This window comes from Aeromonas aquatilis (assembly GCF_054052405.1).
Genome location: NZ_JBSTYP010000012.1, coordinates 69360 through 89479, shown reverse-complemented (window position 1 = coordinate 89479; position 20120 = coordinate 69360). Strand labels below are relative to the sequence as shown.

Genomic DNA, 20120 nt, shown 5'->3' with positions numbered 1-20120 from the left:
GATGATGAAGACACGGGATATGGGACGTAGTAATCATTGGGCCGCGCCCAGAATATGGCCGGCAGCCTGCCAGCCGGTGGCAACGGCAACGCCGGAGCCGGAACCTTCACGAATTGGGTCGTAATGGGCCAAGACACTGCCCGCGCCATAGAGGTTGGTGAGCGGCTTGCCGCCACGCAGCACTCTGAGCTTGTCGTCGGTCTTGACCCCGAAGCCCATGAAAGGGTGGTGATCGAACAGGCGGCGACCGGCCCAGGCGTCACGTTCCTCCAGACTCAGCACATCGGCATCGAAGATGGGCTCGCGAATGCCACGCAGACGGGATTCCAGCCCGCGGCTGAAGAAGCTGCCGGAGGCGAGCACGAAGTTGTCCGCCTCGAACAGCTGATCATCGCCATTCTGGGTATGTACGCCGACCACCCGGTCACCTTCGTAACGGGCGCCCAGCACCCGCTCGCTGGTGAGGAAGGTGCCACCAAGGGCCATAAAGCGGCGCTTGAGCGCCTCCTGCATCCGCATCCCGATCAGTGATGGCGGCATGGTGGCTACCTCCTTGATGGTGCAGCCGGTACGCTGCTCCAGCTCCGCCAGACGCGGGCCTACCAGCCCCAGCGACAGGCAGGCGGGCAGCACGATATGGCGGCAGCCGGGTACACCGCTCTCCTGCACCATGCGGCTGATCTCGCGGGCCAGATCGGCCACCAGATGATGCTTGTCACACAGGCGCGCGATGTCGGCTGAGCGAAACTCGTGGGGATTGCGGCTGAATTCGGCCAGCTGTGGCAGGCGGATTTCGCCGGTCAGAATGCGGCAGTGGGCGAAGCGCGGATGGGTCGCCAGATTGGCCGCCGCCAGTGCCGGGTGAAAGTCGCGAAAGCCCTCGAGGGTGGCCAGCAGCAGCACGTCCGGGATCGGCGCATCGGTGACACAGGCGCAAGTATCGGGGGAGAGCCAGGTGCGCTTGAGGGTGCCGATGGGAGTCAGGCGCTGGTGATTGGTCTCGCAGCGAACCAGCGGCAGCCCCTGCTCGGCGCAGTGGCGCTGCAGATCGGCCAGACTCGCTTCGATATTCTGCATTCCGACTTTGCTGTAGGGGTGATCCGGATGGGCAGCCATAAAGGCGGGCAGGGCGGCGCGGGGATCTCCCTCGCTTTCGAGCAGATCTACCGAGCCGGAGGAGAAGTGCAGGGCACTCTGGCCGGATGCCATCAGCAGGGTCTTCTGGCCCGCCTCCACCAGCCGCAGGGCGGCCGAGAGTCCCGCCATGCCACCGCCGATAACGATATTGTCAAACTTCATGACGGCTCTCCTTGTGAGTGGTCTCGCTGGTTGAGCCGCGTGGGATATCGGCAACCAGTTGTGGCGCCGTCCATTCCCCCAGGCCAAACAGCCCTTCGTAGATCCAGTAGGTGAACTCGGCCTCGCGCAGGGCATCGCCCCACAGCACCGGGCGGGTGCCCTTGTAACGCTCTTCCAGGAACTGGCGCAGCATGACGCAGGCCTGACGACCGTCAGCCTTGCCGTACTCCTGCATCAGACCGGCAGCGCGATAGGCGCATAGCTCGCCCTGACAGGGCCCCATTCCCAGACGGGTGCGGCGGCGCAGATCGATGAGGTTGTCCACATCCAGCTCGCGCAGGGCGTATTCGATTTCGCCTGCGGTGACCATTTCGCACTCGCAGATCAGGGCGTTGGCTTTGGGGTTGTCACGGAAGAAGGCGATGACCCGCTCGCCGTGGCGGTATTGGGCTGAGCCTTCGACCGGCACCGAGAGGCCGGGGGCGGAGACCTTTTCCGGATCCCGCGAGCCGGGCAGGCTCAGTTCGGCGGTCTGGCAGGGGTTGCTGTTGCCGAGTTTCTTGGCCAGCAGATCGGTGGCCCACTCCGCCATCAGGCGGTAGGTCATCAGCTTGCCGCCCGTGATGGTGTTGAAGCCCTTGAGACCGTCGCGCTCGGCGTGATCCAGCAGCACGATGCCGCGGCTGATGTTGCGGCCGGTGTCGTCACCGTCCACCGCCACCAGCGGGCGTACCCCGGCGTAGGCGCGCAGCAGACGGGTGCGGGCCATGATGGGAGCGAGCTTGATCCCCTCGCGCAGCAGCACTTCGACCTCGTCGGGCTCGACGGTGAGCTGGTCAATCTTGTTGTAATCGATGCGGCTGGAGGTGGTGCCGATGAGGGAGATGGTATCCCCCGGCACCAGGATGTCGGCATCTGCCGGTTTGCGGGCGCGGTTGAGCACCAGCTGGTTGATTCGGTAATCCATGATGAGCAGGGAGCCCTTGGCCGGGAACATGCGGATGCCGAGATCGGCGTATTCGCAAATTTGCTGGCCCCAGATGCCGGCGGCGTTGATCACCTCCTGACACTCCACCTCGAACGCTTCGCCGGTGCGGGTATTGATCGCCTTGACCCCGTGCACCCGATCCTGAGTGCGCAGCAGACCCAGCACCTTGCTGTGGGTAAAGATGCGCGCGCCATGCTCTTTGGCGTCCAGCACGTTGGCGGCGGCGAGGCGGAACGGGTCGACCGTGCCATCCGGCACATGGATGGCGCCGATCATCGCCGGGTTGGCGTTGGGCTCCATACGCAACGCTTCACCGGGATCGAGCTGGCGGGTTTCGATACCGGCCAGGGCGCAGGCATCCATAAAGGTGGTTTGGAAATTGATGTCATCTTCCGGCAGGGTGAGGAAGAGGCCGCCCGAGTCTTCGACACAGTGGCTGGCAATCCGCTTGAGGATGCGGTTTTCCTGGATGCATTCGCGGGCGGACTCCTGATCCGTCACCGCGTAGCGGGCACCGGAGTGGAGCAGGCCGTGGTTGCGGCCGGTGGTGCCAGCGGCGATATCATCGCGCTCGAGCAGGATGCAGTCGATGCCGCGCAGTGCGCAATCGCGCATGATGCCGGCCCCTGTGGCACCGCCGCCTATGATGACGACTTGTGTAGTTATTCTTTTCATTGTTGCCCGTCTCATCTCTTCCAGATGAGGCCAGTGTGGCCTACTTCTGAGTGGGAATGTTTGATATGGGCCAAATTTGCGCTCGCAAACGCTCATTTGCTCGCGCGTTAATGAGCAATATGTGACATTTGTCACGCTTGTTATCGCATCGGTTTGTGGGCTGGTGTCGAATAACAGGCACAAAAAAGGGGCATTGGATGCCCCTTGTCACTGTTTGCCGAGTCTGGTGGGTGTGTGATGCGTCAGCCGCAGCACTTCTTGTGCTTTTTGCCGCTGCCACAGGGGCAGGGATCGTTGCGGCCGGTTTTGAGCGGCAGGGGATCGATCTCCCCTTGGGTGTAGACCCAGCGCCCCTGATAACGCACGAAGTGGGAGCGCTCATGGAGGCAGTGGCGCTCATCTCCCTCCAGAAACCAGGCTTTGAACTCCACCATCCCGGTTTCATCCTCCGGGCTGCCCTGGCTGGCGATGATCTCGAGACCATCCCAGCGGGTGTCGATGCGAGAGAGCTCTTCGGCGGTGAGGTCGCCAAGGTAAGCCGGATGCCAGCTATGGACCAGATACTCCCCCAGACCAAGCACAAACGCGCTATAGCGTGAACGCATCAGTTGCTCGGGCGTCAGGGCTGGAGCGCCGCGGTGAAGTGATCCGCAGCACAATTCAAGAGAAAGATGGGAACCGCAAAGGCAAAGAGTCATGTTTTTCGCTAAATGGCCGATTTGATTTAATGGAATTGTAACGAAAGCCAGGGGCTAACGACCAGCTTCTATACTGTTGATTGGATGAGTCAAACCAATAAAAAGCTGATGCAAGGATGTGAATGATGACGCTAAAGCAGAAAATCCTGTTACTGGGTTCAGTCCCCGTACTCTTGATGGCCCTAGTGGTTAATCTCAGCAACTACATGGTATCCAGAAGCGATTTGGAGGAGTATCTGGTGGTGGCGAAAGAGAAGGCTATCAAGGAGCGCAAGGAGTTGCTCAGCAGCTATATCATGATGGCGAAATCGGCCATTGATAAGGTGTACGCGCAACCAGACTCACCGGAAAACCGCGAGAGGGTAAAGGATATCCTCAGACCCCTACGTTATGGCAGCGATGGCTATTTTTTCATGTTTGACCTGAACGGGGTGCAGATCATGCATGGCACCAATCCCTCGCTAGAGGGGAAAAACCGTTGGCAGGATAAAGATACCAAGGGCAAATTGCTGATCCAGGACATAGTACAAACCGCAAAACAGCGGGATGGCTTTACCGAATACTGGACTGCCAAACCCTCCATCGGCCGCGATGCACCCAAACTCTCCTTCAATATCATGCTCGACAAGTATCAGTGGGTGATCGGTACCGGTTTTTACATCGACGACATTGATAACGAGCTGGCGACCTTGCGTGAGGAGCGAGAGAGCAACATGTATGAGTCGCTGCAGCGCAGCGTGCTGGTGATCCTGTTGATGCTCGGTGTCACTCTGGTGGTGACCGTGGTGGTGGGTAACCGGGTGACCAAGCCACTGGCGGACGCCGTGTCAGCGCTCAATGATATCGCAGACGGTGAGGGTGATCTGACCCAGCGCCTCAGAGTGCAGAGCCAGGATGAGATTGGTCAATTGGCCAGCGCTTTCAACCGCTTTGTCGAGCGGATCCAGTCGGTGGTGAGTCAAGTTGGGGATACCAGCAATCATCTGTTCAGCGCGGTCGAGAAACTGCATCATCTGAGTGAGCACTATGATCACCAGATGCAGGGACACAGTCGGGAGACAGATCAGGTGGTCACCGCCGTGACCGAGATGAGCTCCACCGCGCAGGAGGTGGCGGCCAGTGCCTCCAATGCTGCCAGCGCCACCAGCGATGCGGCCAGGGAGTCTGATGCTGCTCGCGGTGTGGTCAGTGGGGCGATTAACAGTATCAACCGGCTGGTGGGGGAGGTGCATACCGCCTCTGGCGTTATAGAACAGCTGGCGCAAGAGACCGCCAAGATTGGCTCGGTGGTGGAGGTCATTCGCGGCATTGCCGAGCAGACCAACCTGCTGGCGTTGAACGCTGCCATCGAGGCGGCCCGTGCCGGTGAGCAGGGACGCGGCTTTGCGGTGGTAGCGGACGAAGTGCGTTCGCTGGCCGGCCGTACCCAGCAGAGCACCAAGGAAATCAACGAGATGTTGCAACGTCTGCAGGGTGGGGTGAAGCAGGCGGTGGATGTGATGCAGGCCAGCGAGGAGCGTAGCCAGGAGACGGTGCAGGAGGCGAGCCACATCGCCAGCTCCCTCGACAGCATGGTGATGGCGGTCAGTACCATCAACGACATGAATATCCAGATAGCGACTGCCGCCGAGGAGCAGCATGCGGTATCGGAGGAGATCAACAAGAACCTGGTGGCCATTCAGCAGATCGTCAGCGAGCTGACCGATGCGTCGGTGGAGTCCAACAGCACCACCCGCGATCTGGCCAGCACCGGAGACAAGCTGCGCAAACTGGTCTCCCAGTTCCGCTATTGATCCCGCCTGGACGCGTGATGACAACCACAAGATGCGGTCTGAACCCCGGTTCAGGCCGCACTTTATTTGGGGATTGACCAATAATGTGTGAAAATTGCCAGCCTCTTTTTTTCAGCTTTTGCCCCATACCCTATGAATGAGATCGTGAAAGGTAGTATCGATTTGATCCGGCAGCTCAACTACGGCCTGGTCTATGCCAGCCTGGAAGAGCACAAGGAGCTGTCGCGCACCGATCTCTCCCGCCTGACCGGCCTCTCGCCTGCCAGCATCACCAAGATCACCCGTGAGCTGCTTGATGGCGGTCTGGTGGTGACCTGTGGCGAAAGTTCGGTGGGGCGTGGCCGTCGTCAGACCCTGCTGCGCATCAACGAGCGCCGCTTCCAGTTTCTCTCCATGCGTCTTGGCCGTGGCTATGTAGATATGGCGCTGTTTGACTTCTCCGGTCGCTCGCTTGCCCGCCAGCGCCACCTCTTTACCGAGGTTGAACGCGCCGATCTGCTGGGCAGTCTGGTGCACGCCATCAAGGTGTTTCTGCCGAAAAAGTCCCTCAGTCTGGCCTGTATCGCCCTCTGCTTGCCAGGTCAGGTAGAGCGCCACTCCGGCATGGTCAAGCACTTCCCCTTCTACGATCTGCGCAACTGGCCGCTGGGGCCCACACTGCTGGAGGCGTTCGATGTGCCGGTGCTGGTGAGTGGCGACGTGCGCACCTGGATCCAGGCTGAGCGTGAGTGGGGGGCGGCCAAAAACTGTGCCGATGCGGTGCTGGTGTTTGTCCACAACGACATCGGGGTCGGCATGGTGGTCAATGGTCAGCTCATCGAGAGCGAGAATGCGCTGCTCGGGGATCTCAGCCACCTGCAGCTCGAACCCTATGGCCAGCGCTGCTACTGCGGCGGCTTTGGCTGTGCCTGCACCCTGGTGACCAATCAGGCGCTGGAGGCGCAATACCGGGATCTGCGCGAGCGGATGCAGGAACACGACTTGCCCGAGAGCGTCAGCATTCGCGAGTTGTGCGAGCTGGCGCTGGCGGGTAACAGCCTCTGTCAGGATATTCTCCATCAGGCGGCGGGCCGCCTCTCCAAGGTGCTCTCCAACCTCATCTGCCTGCTCAATCCGGGCAAGTTGCTGCTGGGGGGCGAGATCACCCGCGCCGATCGGCTGCTGTTCCCCATGCTGCACCAGTCGCTGGCGAGCCAATTGCCCGCCGAATATCTGGTGCGGCTACAGATTGAATCCACCCACTTCTACGAAGATCCTACCAAGCCTACCTCGGTGCAGGTGCATAAGGCACTGCGCGATGGCAGCCTGTTGCTGGAGCTGCTGCGCGGCTGTCAAGGGTCGTAAGGGCACGGGGTTTGGCACTGTGTCTGGCGAAAGGGGCAGGGATTGCTGTTCCGCCAGCGTGTAACTCGGTACAATCTTGCGCTTTTCCGGCAGCCCCCCTGTTATCGGGCGCTCTGGCGCCGTGACATGTTGGTACCGTTGCCGTTCCTGTTTTGACTCCAGTTGTGAACCTAGATGAAGCCTGTTCCTGATCACGCCGTCAACCGCCTGCGGGCCTGGCGCAAGAGTATCTCTACCCGACCGTTTCTTGCCCGTGGCGGCACTCTGGCCCGCTGTCCGGCCTGTCAGCTGCGCGAGGACTGGTGTGCCTGCGAGTGGCGCCCCGAGCTCAAAGCCGAGGCCGGTTTCTGCCTGCTGATGTATGACAGCGAGCCGATGAAGCCCTCCAACACCGGTCGCCTGATCGCCGATGTGTTGCCGGACACCACCTGGGCCTTTCTCTGGTCGCGCACCCAGCCCCATCCCGAGCTGCTGGCCCTGCTGGCCGATCCTGCCTGGCAGCCCTATGTGGTCTTTCCCGCCTGCGAGAAGGAGCCTGCCCGCCTTACCGGCGAGGTGACGCTGGCACCGGGCAAGAAGCCGCTCTTTATCCTGCTCGACGGCACCTGGCCCGAGGCGCGCAAGATGTTCAACAAGAGCCCCTATCTCGACGGTTTTCCGGTGCTCGCCATCAAGCCCGATGCGCTCTCCACCTACGGCATGCGAGTGGCCAACTGCGATGAGCATCTCTGCACCGCCGAAGTGGCGGCCTGCGTGCTGGAGGTGGCGGGGGAGCTCAAGGCGGGGCAGGCACTGCAACACTGGTTCAATCTGTTCAGCAGCCGCTACATGGCCGGTCGGGTCAGCCGTTTCCCCGGTGCCGATGAGGATCATCTCTGCGAGGCGCTGGCGGCCATCAAGGAAGCGGAAGCCCCGTCACCCGCGCTGTAACGGGCCCTCTGAGGGTTGGGCCAGGGGTGTGGCTGCTCAAATTAATGAAAATCAGGAATCAATTGGCTGCCACTGTTTCGTTAGATTCATGGTCAGTGGCTCGCTAGGATAGCGGACAGCCTGTGCAGCCCCCCGCACAACGTCGTTTTGGTTAGCTCCGGTTGCTCGACCCTTCGGGCAACCCACTCTCGTGAGGTCTATGGATGGAATTGGAACTGGTTACCCTGTTTGCCCTGTTTGGTGTGGCGCTTGTCGCCGGCTTTATTGATGCCATCGCCGGTGGCGGCGGTCTGCTGACGGTGCCAGCGTTGCTCGCCACCGGCATGCCGCCCGCGCTGGTGCTCGGCACCAACAAGTTGCAGAGCAGTTTCGGCTCCTTCTCCGCCACCTGGTTTTATGCCCGCAAAGGGCTGCTGGAGTGGGCCATGATCTGGTCTGCGGTGATCTGCACCTTTATCGGTGCGGCCATCGGCACGCTGGCGGTGCAGACCATAGACGCCGCCATTCTCGAGCGCCTGCTCCCTTTCCTGCTGATGGCTTTTGCCTGCTACTTCTACTTCTCGCCGCGGGTAAGCGATGCCGAGAGCTCCCGCCGCCTGACCCCCATGCTGTTTGCGCTGCTGGTGGGGGGCGGGGTCGGCTTTTATGACGGCTTCTTCGGGCCGGGTACCGGTTCATTCTTTGCCATCGGATTTGTGGCGCTGGCGGGCTTTGGCATGGCACGGGCCACCGCCCATACCAAGCTGCTCAACTTCACCTCCAACATCGCCTCCCTGCTGTTTTTCGCCCTCGGTGGCAAGGTGGTGTGGAGCGTCGGTTTTTGCATGGCGCTGGGGCAGTTTGTCGGCGCCCGCTTCGGCTCCAAAATGGTGCTCAAGCAAGGGGTGAAGCTGATCAAGCCGCTGCTGGTAACCGTCTCCCTGCTGATGTCTGCCAAGCTGGTGTGGAGCCAGTATCCGGAGCTGTTTGCCTGGATCTGAGTCGCGGTGAGTGTGCGACACATCTGACTTTTACGGGGCCCTTGGGCCCCGTTGTCATATCTGCGGTTTTACAGAGCTAGCGCGGCGTGTCGCTGCGGTGGCGAAAGTGTTGGTGCAAGGCGCTCACCAGCCTGGCAATCCGCTCTCGTTTTAGGCTGTTTGGCCGGTAGACCAGATGCAGGGGACGGCCCAGCCCGGGCAGTGGGCGCGCCATCTCCCCCTGTTCTCCCACCAGCCCCAGCAGGCCAGCGGGTAGCAGCACAGGGCCAATGCCCGCCTTGGCGAGCTCGATGAGCGCCAGATAGGAGTCGAGCTCCATGGCAGGCTCCAGCCCCATCTCTGCCAGCGGTTCGCGCAGGTAGCGGTTGGAGGGGTTCTCCAGATCCATGGTGAGGATCTTGCACCTGCTTTCTGCGCTGGCTGGCGGCAGGCTCTGCTGCGCCTCGCCCACCAGATAGAAGGGCTCTTCCAGTAGCAGGTCTGCGTCGAGGCCATGGCCGGGCGGGAGCCGACCGGCGCAGATGCCGAGCAGGGCATCACCGCTGCGCACCCGCGCCAGAATGACCGGCGTGTGGTGGGTGGAGAGGGCAAGGTGGGGATCGCGCTCCAGATAGTCGCGCATAAAGTGGGCGAGATAACCCGCCAGCAGGGTTTCGGAGCAGGCGATGGGGAGGGGACTCTGATCCGCCAGATCCTGGCTATCGGCAAGCACCCCCTTCATTTCGGCCAGACTCGGGGCAACTCGCCCCAGCAGCTCGTGTGCCTGCGGGGTGAGCCGGATCTGGCGCCCCTCAGGCTCGATCAGCTTCTTGCCAAGGCGCTGTTCCAGCTGGGCAATCCGCTTGCTTACCGCCGACTGGCTGATATAGAGGCGACTGGCCACCTTGGCCATGGTCCCTTCGCTCGCCAGCAGGCTCAGCGTCTCCAGCCCTTCCAGTAACATTTCGCCTCCTTGTTTATCGCCATCAGGCTCGTCACAGATTGATCAGCGCTACCTTAGGGGCTGACTGGCTCAGGAGCAAGGGTCGTTTGCTGCCTTGGCCGGTCGAATGCGCCACTCGCTTAAGGGCGGAGCGAAGATCACCAGATTGCCGATGAGGCTGATCATCACACCGGCCACCGAGACCGGCTGCCAGACAAAACCTTCGTAAAAGGTGGAGAGGGTAAGCGCCACCAGCGGAAAGAGCACGGTGGCGTAGGAGGCCTTGCTGGCACCGATGCGCCCCACCAGCGTCAGGTAGGCGGTAAAGGCGATCACCGAGCCAAACAGGGCGAGGTAGACCATGGCCGCCAGATAGTGGCCATCGGTCGGCACCGCACCATCTTGCGGTTTTTCATCGCCCTGCGCTGTCATCTGCGGTCGCGGTCGGTAAGATGGATGGCAGCGGCATAATACGTACACCGGAACAGGCGGCAGGGGCGAATGAAAACAGCAGGGGTATTTGATGCTCTGGTCAGCACCGGCGCCCGGCTGGCGCTTTCCCACGGCGCCTGGATGTTGATCCTCCACGCCTATCGCTACCACACCGAGGAGGCTCCTGGTCTGCCGCCTCTGCGCGGCGGGCTGGCGCCCGTGGTGATCAAACGGGTGCAGGAGTATCTGCAGGCCCATCTGGCCGATTCGGTCACGCTGGCAGAGCTGGCCCAGCAGGCGGGGCTGAGCGAGTACCACTTCGCCCGCATGTTCGGCCAGAGTCTCGGTTGCCCGCCCCACCGCTATCTGCTGGGGCTGCGGCTCAAACGGGCCAAGCAGCTGTTGGCTGGCCCCGAGCCGCTGGCCAGCATCGCCAGTCAGTGTGGCTTCTCTTCCCAGGCCCATTTCGGTAATCGTTTTCGTGAGGCGTTTGGTTTGACGCCGGGGCAGTGGCGGGCGCAATTGTCATCTTCTCGTCACAGATAACCCTGAGACTTTGGGTAAAAGAGGTGTACTCTCTACCACTAATCCATTGAAAGGAATGCCCATTGAATTATCGCAAACGTCAAATCCGTACCCGTCATCTCTGGTTCAGCCACTGGAATGCCCCGCAAGATCGCACCGCTGTCGTTACCCCTCCCGAACCTGCAGTGCCTCACAGTTCACGTTGAAAAAGCCCCGCCTGCGATAGGATTTTTCCGGTAACTTTGCCACTATTGCCCCATCACAATGATGTGGACATGGCTGGATGTTTCTGGAACGTATTGAAGTCAAAGGTTTTCGCGGTATAAATCGCCTGTCGCTCGGGCTGGATCAGACCACAGTGCTGATCGGTGAGAATACCTGGGGTAAATCGAGCCTGCTGCGCGCCCTCTGGTGTCTGCTGGGGCAGGATGCCGAGCCCTATCAGTTCACCGCCGAGGATTTTCACCAACCGGAAGATCCCGAATTGGCCCCGGCGCGCCACCTGCAACTGGTGCTCACCTTCAGTGAGCACAGACCCCAGATGTGTCAGCACTCCCGTCGGCTGGCCCGTCTTTGCCCCTCCTGGGTGCTGCACAAGGACAAATTTCACCGCATTCACTATCGCGCCAGCGCTGAGCTGCAGGCGGATGGCTCTGTGCTCACCATTCACGACTTTCTCGACGGGGTAGGCAAGAGCTTGCCCATCGCCAATACCCACGAGCTGGTCTGCCTGCTCATCACCATGAACCCGGTGTTCCGGCTGCGGGACGCCCGTACCGCTCGCAACGGGGTGGAGACATTGCAGTGGGGAGATCTCTCCGAACATCGCCTGAGCGAGCTGGCGGACAAGCTGATCGACGAACCCCAGCGGATCGGTGAGCCGGAGCTCAAAGAGGCGCTGCAGGCGGTGCGCCAGCTGATGGATCACTACTTCAACGCTCTGGCCCCCATCAAGAACAAGCCGCGCAGTCAGCGCGACATCATCAATCGCCCCATGACGTTGCGCAATCCTGGCAACCTGCATACCCTGCTGCGCCGCGCCGATAACCGCGCGCTGCAGCTGGCGATGGCGGGGATGGCGGCTACCCTGCTGCAAGCGCGGGGCAACCGCGAGCTGGAGGAGGGGGCCCGTCCCATCATGATCCTGGAGGACCCGGAGAGCCGGCTGCACCCAACCATGCTGGCGCTGGCGTGGGGGCTGCTGGAACAACTGCCGGGTCAGAAGCTGCTCACCACCAACTCGGGGGACTTGCTCTCCTCCCTGCCGCTCAATCAGGTGCGGCGGCTGGTGCGTCGTCAGCAGGATATCCTCTGTCACCAGCTGGGGGGGGAGCGTTACAGCAGCGACGATCTGCGCAAGATCGCCTTCCACGTGCGGATTAACCGCCCCATGTCGCTGTTTGCCCGTTGCTGGCTGCTGGTGGAGGGGGAGACCGAGATCTGGCTGCTCTCCGAGCTGGCGCAGATCTGCGGTTACAGTCTGCGGGCCGAGGGGGTGCGGATCATCGAGTTTGCCCAGTGCGGCCAGTCGCCGCTGATCAAGGTGGCGCGGGATTTTGGCATCGAGTGGCACCTGCTGACCGATGGCGACGAGGCGGGGCTCAAGTATGCCACCTCGGCCCGGGGCCAGCTCAAGGGAGAGCGGGAGCGGGACCGACTGACCCAGCTCCCTGCCGCCGACATCGAGCACTACCTCTATCACAACGGTTTTGAAGCTGTGTTTCGCCGCGAGGCTGGGGTGGGCGGGCGCGCCATGTGGAGCGCCAGTCACATTATCAATAAGGCTATTCATCACCGCAGCAAGCCGGGAATGGCGCTGGCGGTGGTGGAAGAGGCGGAGCGGCTCGGCGCCGAACATATTCCGCCGGTGATCCGCCAGATGTTTGCCCGGGTGGTGGCGCTGGCCCGCGGTCAGGGCTAAAGCCAGCGCTGCATCCCGTCACTATGGATATGGCTGCCAGCAGGGCGCCCCTCAAGGTGGGCTCTGCTGGCAGCAAATTGCCCCGGATTGTTTGCCCACGATTGTTTGTCGCGATTGGGGATAGCCGCCGGTTTGGGTATACTCGCCCCCTCTCTGGCGCCCCGGTGGCGCACCTCGAATCTTTACTGCTGGAGGCGTCGTGTTCGTCCAACTCCCTTTTTGGCTCTTTCCTCTCACCGGATTGATGGCGCTTGGCGCCCTGATCGCCCTAGGTATCGTGCTGTGGCGCGGTGATATTTGCCCTGGCCAGCGCTCGCGCATCACTCAGCAGCTCTTCTCCATCTGGGTCATTACCGCGCTCTCCCTGATGCTGGCGGTAGAGGCCAAGGCGGCCAGCTGGCTCATCTGGAGTGGTGGGGCCGCACTGGTGCTCGGGGTTGGCTTGTCGCTGGCCCAGTCACGGCTGGAGGGCAAGCGTTCAGTCCCCTCAACGCTGCTCTGGCTACCGGCGTTGCCGCTCGCTCTCTATGGCTTCGGGCTGCTGCAACTGCAGGGCTGGGTGAGCGGTCTGCTGCAGATGGCGATGCTGGGGGCGGCCTTTGCCCACCTGATGCTGCTGCGGGCCCGTCATCGTCTCAAGGCATTCAACACCCTGTTGCCGCTGGCCGGTCTGGTGGGGGCGATGGCCAGCCTTGTCTGGCTGGCCGTGCTGGTGGGCTGGCAAGGGGGTGAGGCCAATCTCGATGCCCTGATCCCGGCGGTGTTGACCCAGGCCACGCTGCTGGTGGCCTCTCTGCTGCTCTGGTTCAGCCCGCTCTATTTGCAGCGTGATACCGCGCCTGTGGTGGTCTCTACCTCCCTGTGTGGCCTGCTGATCGCCCAGATTGCTGCTACCAGTGTGTTGCACCAGCTGATCTGACACTGGCGCTGAAATAGAGAAAGCCCCGAGCCAACACTCGGGGCTTTTCCATATCTGGTTTGCTGGAATCGCAGCAATCCATTAGCAGCAATCAAGCAGCAGCTCTCGATCAATAGAAATCGTCGGCCCCGCAGATAAAGAGGCAACTGCTGCGCGGCTGGGCAAGATATTCGCGGGTCAGCCCCTCCAGCGGCATGCCGAAGGTGCAGATATCTTGCGGCGAGGGGAGGGCGGTATCGAGGATCCGCCGCCAGTAGCCGCCGACCCCCTTTGGCGGGCTCGGCAGGTTGAAGGTGAGGGGCTCCCAGTAGGCGTTGAACAGCACATAGAGCGCCAGCCTGGTTTCGCTCGACAGCGCCGACATGGCGATGGCGTGGGAGTGGGGGCTGAAATCCGGTTGCATGGCGTTGACACCGTGCCAGCAGATCTCGCTGTGGCGCAGGATCTCGGTGAGCGACAGGGGCATGCTCTCTTGCTCGGATCGATGGAACAGATGTTTGCGATACTGGATCAGCTCCTTCATAAACCGGAACATCTCCTGACTGCGACTCGTGGGCCGCCAATCCATCCAGCAGGTGGCATTGTCCTGACAATAACCATTATTGTTGCCATGCTGGGTACGCAGTAGCTCATCCCCCATGAGCAGCATGGGGGAGCCAACCGAGAGCAGGGTTGCCACCATCATGTTCTTGGCTTGTCGCATACGCAGGGCATTGATCTCGGGGTCGTCTGTCTCCCCCTCATGGCCGTGATTCCAACTGAAGTTGTGATCGCACCCATCGCGGTTTTGTTCGCCATTGGCTTCGTTATGTTTGTGGTTGTAGCTGGTCCAATCCCACAGGGTGAAACCATCGTGGCAGGTGACAAAGTTGATACTTTTCTCCGGGTCGGCATGGTGGTAGTGATAGATGTCAGGGCTGCCGCACAGCCGCTCGACAAACGCCGTAACGCTGTTGTCATCTCCGCGCAGGAAGCGGCGCACGTCGTCGCGAAACTGGCCGTTCCACTCACGCCAGCGGGCACCGGCGAGTGAGCCAACCTGATACAGTCCCCCCGCATCCCACGCTTCGGCAATCAGCTTGATGTCGGCGATCTTGGGATCGGTGTCTATGGTGCGCAGGGTAGGCGCATTGGCCTGGGGCTGGCCGGATTCATCTCGTGACAGGATGGCGGCAAGGTCGAAGCGGAACCCATCGACATGCATCTCCTGACGCCAGAAGTGCAAGCTGTCCATGATCATGCGCAGCACCACCGGGTGGGCACCGTTGAAGGTATTGCCACAACCCGAGTAGTTGGTGTCTTTCTGGTTGTTGTCGAGGATGTAGTACGCCTCGTTGTCGATACCCCGAAACGAAAAGGTCGGCCCGTCTTCTCCCCCCTCGGCGGTATGGTTGTAGACCACATCGAGGATCACCTCGATATTGGCCCGGTGCAGAGCTTTGACCATGTCACGAAACTCGGTTAATGGATCATCGCCACAGGCATACTCGGCATGGGGGGCGAAGAAGGAGATGGGACTGTACCCCCAGTAGTTGGAGAGCCCCTTAGCGGCATCCTGGGGATCAAACTGGAACACGGGCAATAATTCGACAGCGGTGACACCAAGAGATTGCAGGTAAGGGATCTTCTCAATCAACCCCAGATAGGTGCCTCGCAGCGCCGGATCGACCCCTGAGTCAGGCGAGTTGGTAAATCCGCCCAAATGGAGCTCGTAGATCACCGAGCGAGAGAGGGAGTGTGCCGGGAGTTTGTCATCTTCCCAGTCATAGTGACGGATATCGACCACCCGGTTTTTGGCACAATTTGCAAGATTGCTGCCGGGTCGAGCCGCCGCCTGACGATCAAAGTTGGGTCCAAGCTCAATCTGGCGGCCGTAGGGGTCGAGCAGCACCTTTTCACCATCGAAACGCGTGCCGCAATAGGGGCGCCAAGGACCATGAACGCGGTAGGCATAACGCTGCCCGACCGGCAGGCCCTCAATATGGATATGCCAGTAGTAGGCGGTGCGGTTAAGGCGCGGGGAGAGGGTGATCACCTCTGGGGTCGCATCTTCTGCGCTTGCAAAGAGCAGCAGTTCAACCCGGCTGGCGAGACGAGCCCAGATCGCGAAGTTGACGCCGTTACTGTCGGGTGTGGCCCCCAACTGACGGCAGTGACCGGCGGAGATGCGCATATTTTACCTACCCAGATAAAGAGTGTTCACGTCATTGAGTGTAGTGGCGGATGCTCAGTACGGACTGATTGCCTGAAAAAACAGCACGATGCTGCTAATAGCCGCACTCTTTGTCTGATTAATCTACGAATAAACTTTTTTTGAGATATTTACTTGCAATCTGTGCGCTGGCGCCTATTATTGGCGACCTCAGACGCGGGGTGGAGCAGCTCGGTAGCTCGTCGGGCTCATAACCCGAAGGTCGTCAGTTCAAATCTGGCCCCCGCAACCATCTGAAATCCTGACCAGTCAAACCGGTGTAACCGGTTGGTGGGAAAGGAGAAATCGAACTGGCTACTGCTCGGCCACTTCGAGAAAAAATTCGGACGCGGGGTGGAGCAGCTCGGTAGCTCGTCGGGCTCATAACCCGAAGGTCGTCGGTTCAAATCCGGCCCCCGCAACCAACTTTTTCGTCAGCATGCGATTGTGTAAACAGTCGAAAGCAGACAAACGCCAGCAAGCTACTGCTCGGCTTGAGGGTGACAATTCGGACGCGGGGTGGAGCAGCTCGGTAGCTCGTCGGGCTCATAACCCGAAGGTCGTCGGTTCAAATCCGGCCCCCGCAACCAACTTTTTCGTCAGCATGCGATTGTGTAAACAGTCGAAAGCAGACAAACGCCAGCAAGCTACTGCTCGGCTTGAGGGTGACAATTCGGACGCGGGGTGGAGCAGCTCGGTAGCTCGTCGGGCTCATAACCCGAAGGTCGTCGGTTCAAATCCGGCCCCCGCAACCAACTTTCGGTACGTTCCCTTCCTGCATCGCCAATCATTGAACAATCCTTCTTGATACTCGTCACCATCTGGTGATTGCTGCTATTTCTGACGCTTTTTCAAGACCAAAACTGGTCGTATCAACCATTTGTTGGGTATCATCAGGTATCTCTTCATGGATGAGGCACGCACCTGTGATCACTCCCTTCACCTATCTTCCTCCTGCTATTGAAAGCCGGGATGCCACGCTGGCCGAAGCCCTTGCCCAAGGGCTGCCGTTGCAACTGCTGCTGATCGCCGAAGAGCAGAAGGAGTCCTTGCTTTCGCTCCCCGCCCTTGCGGGTCTCCAGACCCAGCTTGCGCTGGGGAAAAAAGCACCCTTTACCCTGATGCATGGCAATACCCTGTTGCAGGTGATGTTTGTGGCCGGCAGTGTGACGCGGGATCACCGCCTCTATAAACAGATCAGAGGCTGGATTGCTCCTCTTTCTGGGCTCAATGTGGAGCGGCTCGGGCTGCATCTGGAAGGTTTTTCTCCCTCCGAGCGAGTGATGCTGGCCGAAGTGATGTTGTCAGCCCTGCTTGCCGCCAATATTTCGTTGCCCACCAGCAAGCGCCGCAGTGAAAGCAGCTGGAGCTATCAGCAGATCAAGGTTTCACCCGCAGTGGTGCTGGACTTGGCGCGCCTTTACAGCGAAGCGGGGGGCAACGGGTTGGCTCGTCATCTGGCAGTGTTGCCTGCCTCCGAGCTGACCGCCGCCAGCTATCGCGAGTTTGTCAACCAGCTGGCACAGGATGAGGGGTGGATGTGTCGGCACTATGATCAGGCCCAGCTGGCCGAGCTGGGGGCGGGGGCGTTTCTGGCCGTCGCCCGTGGTTCGGAAGATAACCAGGGCGCCATGGTCAAGCTCAGCTACTACCCGCCCAAGCCGGTGCGCCGCATCGCGCTGGTGGGCAAGGGGATCTGCCACGACTCTGGCGGCTATAACCTCAAGGTTTCTGGCAGCATGTATGGTATGCATCTGGACATGGGGGGCAGCGCGGTGGCGCTGGGCACCCTCTACGCCATCAGCCGAGCTCAGCTACCCTACGAGGTACACTGCTGGCTTGCTATTGCCGAGAACCATATCGGCCCTCACGCCTATCGTCCCGGCGAGGTGGTGACCGCCATCAATGGCACCTCCATCGAGGTGGTCGATACCGATGCCGAAGGGCGGATGGTACTGGCCGATACCCTGGCAATGGCGGTGCAGGATACCCCGGATCTCCTGCTCGATTACGCAACCCTGACCGGGGCCTGCAAACGGGCGTTGGGTAGCCGCTACAGCGGCGTCTTTACCAATCGCAGCGAATGGATGGCATCACTGGTCAATCTGGGTCAGCGCAGCGGTGAGCGGATCTGGCCCTTCCCGCTTGATGACGATTATGACGACAACATAGAGAGCGAGTGGGCCGATCTGCTGCAATGTGCGCCGGGCAGTTCGCCGGATCATATCGATGCGGCCCGTTTCCTCGCCCACTTCGTGCCCGAGCAGACTCCCTGGCTGCACTTCGACCTGAGCGGTTTTCGCAACAAGGGGGGCAATGGGGTGGTCTCCAGCGAAGTGACCGGCTTTGGCGTGCGGCTCACGCTGGATCTGTTGGCCAGCCCGCTCGGCAGAGTCGGTCGCCATGCTTCCGATCAATCTGACTGATAACAAGGATTTCTGTGAAACAACCAAGCTATGACTGGGTGCTGTTCGATTTGGATGAAACCCTGCTCGATTTCCCGGTCGCTGCCGCGCTGACGCACACCCTGCAGGTCTATGGCGTACAGGCCGATGACGCCAGCATGGCGCAGTACCACGCCCTCAATCACGGGCTCTGGCAGCAGTACAACGACGGCGAGATTGACGCGATGGCGTTGCAGCAGACCCGTTTCTCGCTGTTTGCCCAGCAGGTTGCTGCCGACCCCATGGCGCTGAACAACACCTTTCTGGAGCAGATCATTGCCCTTAGCATGCCTCTCGAAGGGGTGGTCGAGACCCTGCAGCAGCTGCGCAGCAAGGTTCGGATGGGGATCATTACCAATGGTTTCAGCGTGCCTCAGCGGGGGCGGCTCGGCAAACTGGGCTGGAGCGAGTGGTTCGAGCCGCTGGTGATCTCCGACGAAATTCGGGTGACCAAGCCGGCGCCAGCTATTTTCCAGCACACCCTCTCCCTGATGGGGCAGCCAGATCCGGCCCGGGTGCTGATGGTGGGGGATAACCCGAAAACCGATATTGCCGGGGCGGCGGCGCAGGGGCTGGCAACCTGCTGGTACAACCCGGCGCGGCAAGCGGGCGAGTGCGATGCCACCCACGAAATCCACCACTTCGCCCACCTTGCCGACATTGTGCTGGGACGCTGACAGGCAGAAGTAATCCATCACGTTATCGGTGACCAAAACGTCCTGGCAAGTTGTAACCAGGGCTGTTTGAGAAAGTAAGGGGAGCAGATGCTCCCCTTACTTATGAGTGTTTTCCTGTGAATGCAGGGATCTGAACTGGTAGCGATCGAGGATCTGCTGATAGTCGGGGCTCTGTTTCAATTGATCGATAGCCTGATTGATCCGCTGCAGTTGCGCCTCTGTGGTGCTCTCTTTGCTCAGCATCAGGTGAACTGGTGTCAGTTCGATATGCAGCAGAATATACAGCTTGTCCTGCACGCCATCCTTACCCTGCCACTCCTGCAGTCCGTGGGGATCCAGAATAAATCCCTGGATCCGCCCCCCTTGCAACATTTTTAGCAACTGCTCCTGCCGCAGGCGCATCTGCAGGCGGGGCTGCAACTCGGGTTGAGTCATCAACTGACGGAAGGCATTGCCGTAATCAAAGCCCTTGAGCACCCCGATATGAAAGTCGGGGGTGTTGATCAGCTGCTCGAGGGTGGTGATCCCGCGCCAGCGCTCGGCATCTTCCCGACGGATGACAATGGCCGTCTCCTCTTCCCTGTAGGGGTGGCTGAAGCGGGCATATTGCTGCCGTTCAGCGGTGATATTGGCGGACATAGCCAGTTGCACCGTGCCAAATTCCAATTCGTGCAGCACTCGAGCCCAGGGCATTTCACTGAATTTGGCCTGATAACCGGCCCGTTGGAAGATGGCGTTGAGCAGCTCTATATCCAGTCCCCGGAGCTGCTGCTGTTCATTGCGAAAGCTGAAGGGCTGCCAGTTGACCCAGCCGACGACCAATGACTCCTGTGCCATCGTCTGGCAACATAGACACCATAACAACAAGAGTCGGTACACAACGCACCCCCTAGAACAGGCTGATACGGTTGAGTATTGGACAGGAACGACGGAGTAACCAGTGCTGAGGGTTGAGCGGATGCACAGATGTGCATCCCTCACAGTTCGTGGGCGTGGAATCCCTTGCGATAGCGGGTTTCACAGCGCGGGCAGCGTTGCAGGCTCGGATCCTGTTCCAGCTGTGCGATGGAAAGCGGCTCTTCACAATCGGAGCAGAGGCCATAGAGGCCAAGATCCATTTGGCAGAGTGCCGCATCGATCCGCTTGAGGCGGGCCACGCTCTGTTCGACTTTTGGCAGGTCCAGTCGGCTGGTCAGTTCAACCAGTTGATCCTGCTCGCAGTGATCAACCTGTTCCGCCCACTCGTCACGACGGCAGGCTTTGAGCTGGCCGATCAGCGTTTCCCTTACATGCGCCCAGTCGGACTGCAGGCGATTACGCCAGACAGCCAACTGTGCTTGCGTCATTTCACACACATTATCCTCCACAGGACAGACGACAGA

Annotated in this window: 15 protein-coding genes, 4 tRNA genes and 2 pseudogenes; 13 read left to right on the top strand and 8 right to left on the bottom strand. The window is 60.5% G+C overall.

The features are described from left to right. Positions 1 to 33 precede the first annotated feature (33 nt). From glpB to ACW5W8_RS06655, 3 genes are all read right to left on the bottom strand, one after another. Positions 34 to 1299: a glycerol-3-phosphate dehydrogenase subunit GlpB gene (glpB, locus tag ACW5W8_RS06665; RefSeq protein ID WP_498626992.1), complete on the bottom strand. Its 1266-nt coding sequence runs from the start codon at positions 1297 to 1299 to the stop codon at positions 34 to 36. Beyond that, on the bottom strand, positions 1289 to 2962 hold the full coding sequence (glpA, locus tag ACW5W8_RS06660) for an anaerobic glycerol-3-phosphate dehydrogenase subunit A (RefSeq protein WP_498626991.1): 1674 nt from the start codon (positions 2960 to 2962) through the stop codon (positions 1289 to 1291). The genes glpB and glpA overlap by 11 nt, the downstream gene beginning before the upstream one ends. Positions 2963 to 3204: 242 nt before the next feature. Then, positions 3205 to 3660, bottom strand: coding sequence for a YchJ family protein (locus ACW5W8_RS06655; protein ID WP_498626990.1), 456 nt, complete (start codon positions 3658 to 3660; stop codon positions 3205 to 3207). A 125-nt stretch (positions 3661 to 3785) separates the two neighbouring features. Between ACW5W8_RS06655 and ACW5W8_RS06650 the strand changes: the two genes are divergently transcribed. The 4 genes from ACW5W8_RS06650 (at position 3786) to ACW5W8_RS06635 (ending at position 8707) form a co-directional block, all read left to right on the top strand. Next, positions 3786 to 5453 (top strand): methyl-accepting chemotaxis protein, encoded by a 1668-nt coding sequence (locus ACW5W8_RS06650; RefSeq protein WP_498627006.1) that lies wholly within the window; start codon positions 3786 to 3788, stop codon positions 5451 to 5453. A 132-nt stretch (positions 5454 to 5585) separates the two neighbouring features. Beyond that, entirely contained in the window at positions 5586 to 6797 is a 1212-nt protein-coding gene (locus ACW5W8_RS06645) for an ROK family protein (RefSeq protein ID WP_498626988.1), read from the top strand. Between the two features lie 174 nt (positions 6798 to 6971). Next, positions 6972 to 7727, top strand: coding sequence for a tRNA-uridine aminocarboxypropyltransferase (locus tag ACW5W8_RS06640; protein WP_498626987.1), 756 nt, complete (start codon positions 6972 to 6974; stop codon positions 7725 to 7727). A gap of 203 nt (positions 7728 to 7930) precedes the next feature. Further along, positions 7931 to 8707, top strand: coding sequence for a TSUP family transporter (locus ACW5W8_RS06635; RefSeq protein WP_498626986.1), 777 nt, complete (start codon positions 7931 to 7933; stop codon positions 8705 to 8707). A gap of 76 nt (positions 8708 to 8783) precedes the next feature. Here the strand turns inward: ACW5W8_RS06635 and ACW5W8_RS06630 are convergent, their stop codons facing one another. Together ACW5W8_RS06630 and ACW5W8_RS06625 are read right to left on the bottom strand one after the other, a co-directional pair. Beyond that, complete coding sequence (locus ACW5W8_RS06630; RefSeq protein WP_498626985.1) at positions 8784 to 9650, bottom strand: LysR family transcriptional regulator; 867 nt, start codon at positions 9648 to 9650, stop codon at positions 8784 to 8786. 69 nt (positions 9651 to 9719) lie between these two features. After that, positions 9720 to 10034: pseudogene (locus ACW5W8_RS06625) on the bottom strand (EamA family transporter); the annotation flags it as partial. 141 nt (positions 10035 to 10175) lie between these two features. On the opposite strand from ACW5W8_RS06625, the pseudogene ACW5W8_RS06620 reads away from it, so the two are divergent. From ACW5W8_RS06620 to ACW5W8_RS06610, 3 genes and pseudogenes are all read left to right on the top strand, one after another. Then, a pseudogene (locus ACW5W8_RS06620) lies at positions 10176 to 10607 on the top strand (helix-turn-helix domain-containing protein); the annotation flags it as partial. 262 nt (positions 10608 to 10869) lie between these two features. Beyond that, entirely contained in the window at positions 10870 to 12507 is a 1638-nt protein-coding gene (locus tag ACW5W8_RS06615; protein ID WP_069555949.1) for an ATP-dependent endonuclease, read from the top strand. Between the two features lie 199 nt (positions 12508 to 12706). Further along, positions 12707 to 13426: an HI_1241 family integral membrane domain gene (locus ACW5W8_RS06610; protein ID WP_498626983.1), complete on the top strand. Its 720-nt coding sequence runs from the start codon at positions 12707 to 12709 to the stop codon at positions 13424 to 13426. A gap of 109 nt (positions 13427 to 13535) precedes the next feature. Here the strand turns inward: ACW5W8_RS06610 and glgX are convergent, their stop codons facing one another. Then, the gene (gene glgX, locus ACW5W8_RS06605) at positions 13536 to 15599 is read right to left on the bottom strand and encodes a glycogen debranching protein GlgX (RefSeq protein ID WP_498626981.1); all 2064 of its coding nucleotides are present in this window, start codon (positions 15597 to 15599) and stop codon (positions 13536 to 13538) included. Between the two features lie 194 nt (positions 15600 to 15793). Between glgX and ACW5W8_RS06600 the strand changes: the two genes are divergently transcribed. The 6 genes from ACW5W8_RS06600 to yjjG all read left to right on the top strand — a co-directional run bounded on the left by ACW5W8_RS06600 (position 15794) and on the right by yjjG (position 18738). Beyond that, a tRNA-Met gene (locus ACW5W8_RS06600) sits at positions 15794 to 15870 on the top strand. Positions 15871 to 15965: 95 nt separating this feature from the next. Further along, positions 15966 to 16042 (top strand) — tRNA-Met (locus tag ACW5W8_RS06595). A gap of 88 nt (positions 16043 to 16130) precedes the next feature. Beyond that, positions 16131 to 16207 (top strand) — tRNA-Met (locus ACW5W8_RS06590). A gap of 88 nt (positions 16208 to 16295) precedes the next feature. Continuing rightward, positions 16296 to 16372 (top strand) — tRNA-Met (locus ACW5W8_RS06585). Positions 16373 to 16543: 171 nt separating this feature from the next. Further along, the gene (locus ACW5W8_RS06580) at positions 16544 to 18043 is read left to right on the top strand and encodes a M17 family metallopeptidase (RefSeq protein WP_498627004.1); all 1500 of its coding nucleotides are present in this window, start codon (positions 16544 to 16546) and stop codon (positions 18041 to 18043) included. 14 nt (positions 18044 to 18057) lie between these two features. Further along, positions 18058 to 18738, top strand: coding sequence for a pyrimidine 5'-nucleotidase (gene yjjG / locus ACW5W8_RS06575; protein WP_498626980.1), 681 nt, complete (start codon positions 18058 to 18060; stop codon positions 18736 to 18738). Positions 18739 to 18834: 96 nt separating this feature from the next. On the opposite strand, the gene ACW5W8_RS06570 is transcribed toward yjjG, so the two are convergent. Then, positions 18835 to 19575 carry a substrate-binding periplasmic protein gene (locus ACW5W8_RS06570; protein ID WP_498626979.1) on the bottom strand — a complete coding sequence of 247 codons (741 nt, stop codon included), beginning with the start codon at positions 19573 to 19575 and terminating at the stop codon, positions 18835 to 18837. Positions 19576 to 19715: 140 nt separating this feature from the next. After that, complete coding sequence (locus tag ACW5W8_RS06565) at positions 19716 to 20084, bottom strand: TraR/DksA family transcriptional regulator (protein ID WP_498626978.1); 369 nt, start codon at positions 20082 to 20084, stop codon at positions 19716 to 19718. Positions 20085 to 20120 lie beyond the last annotated feature (36 nt).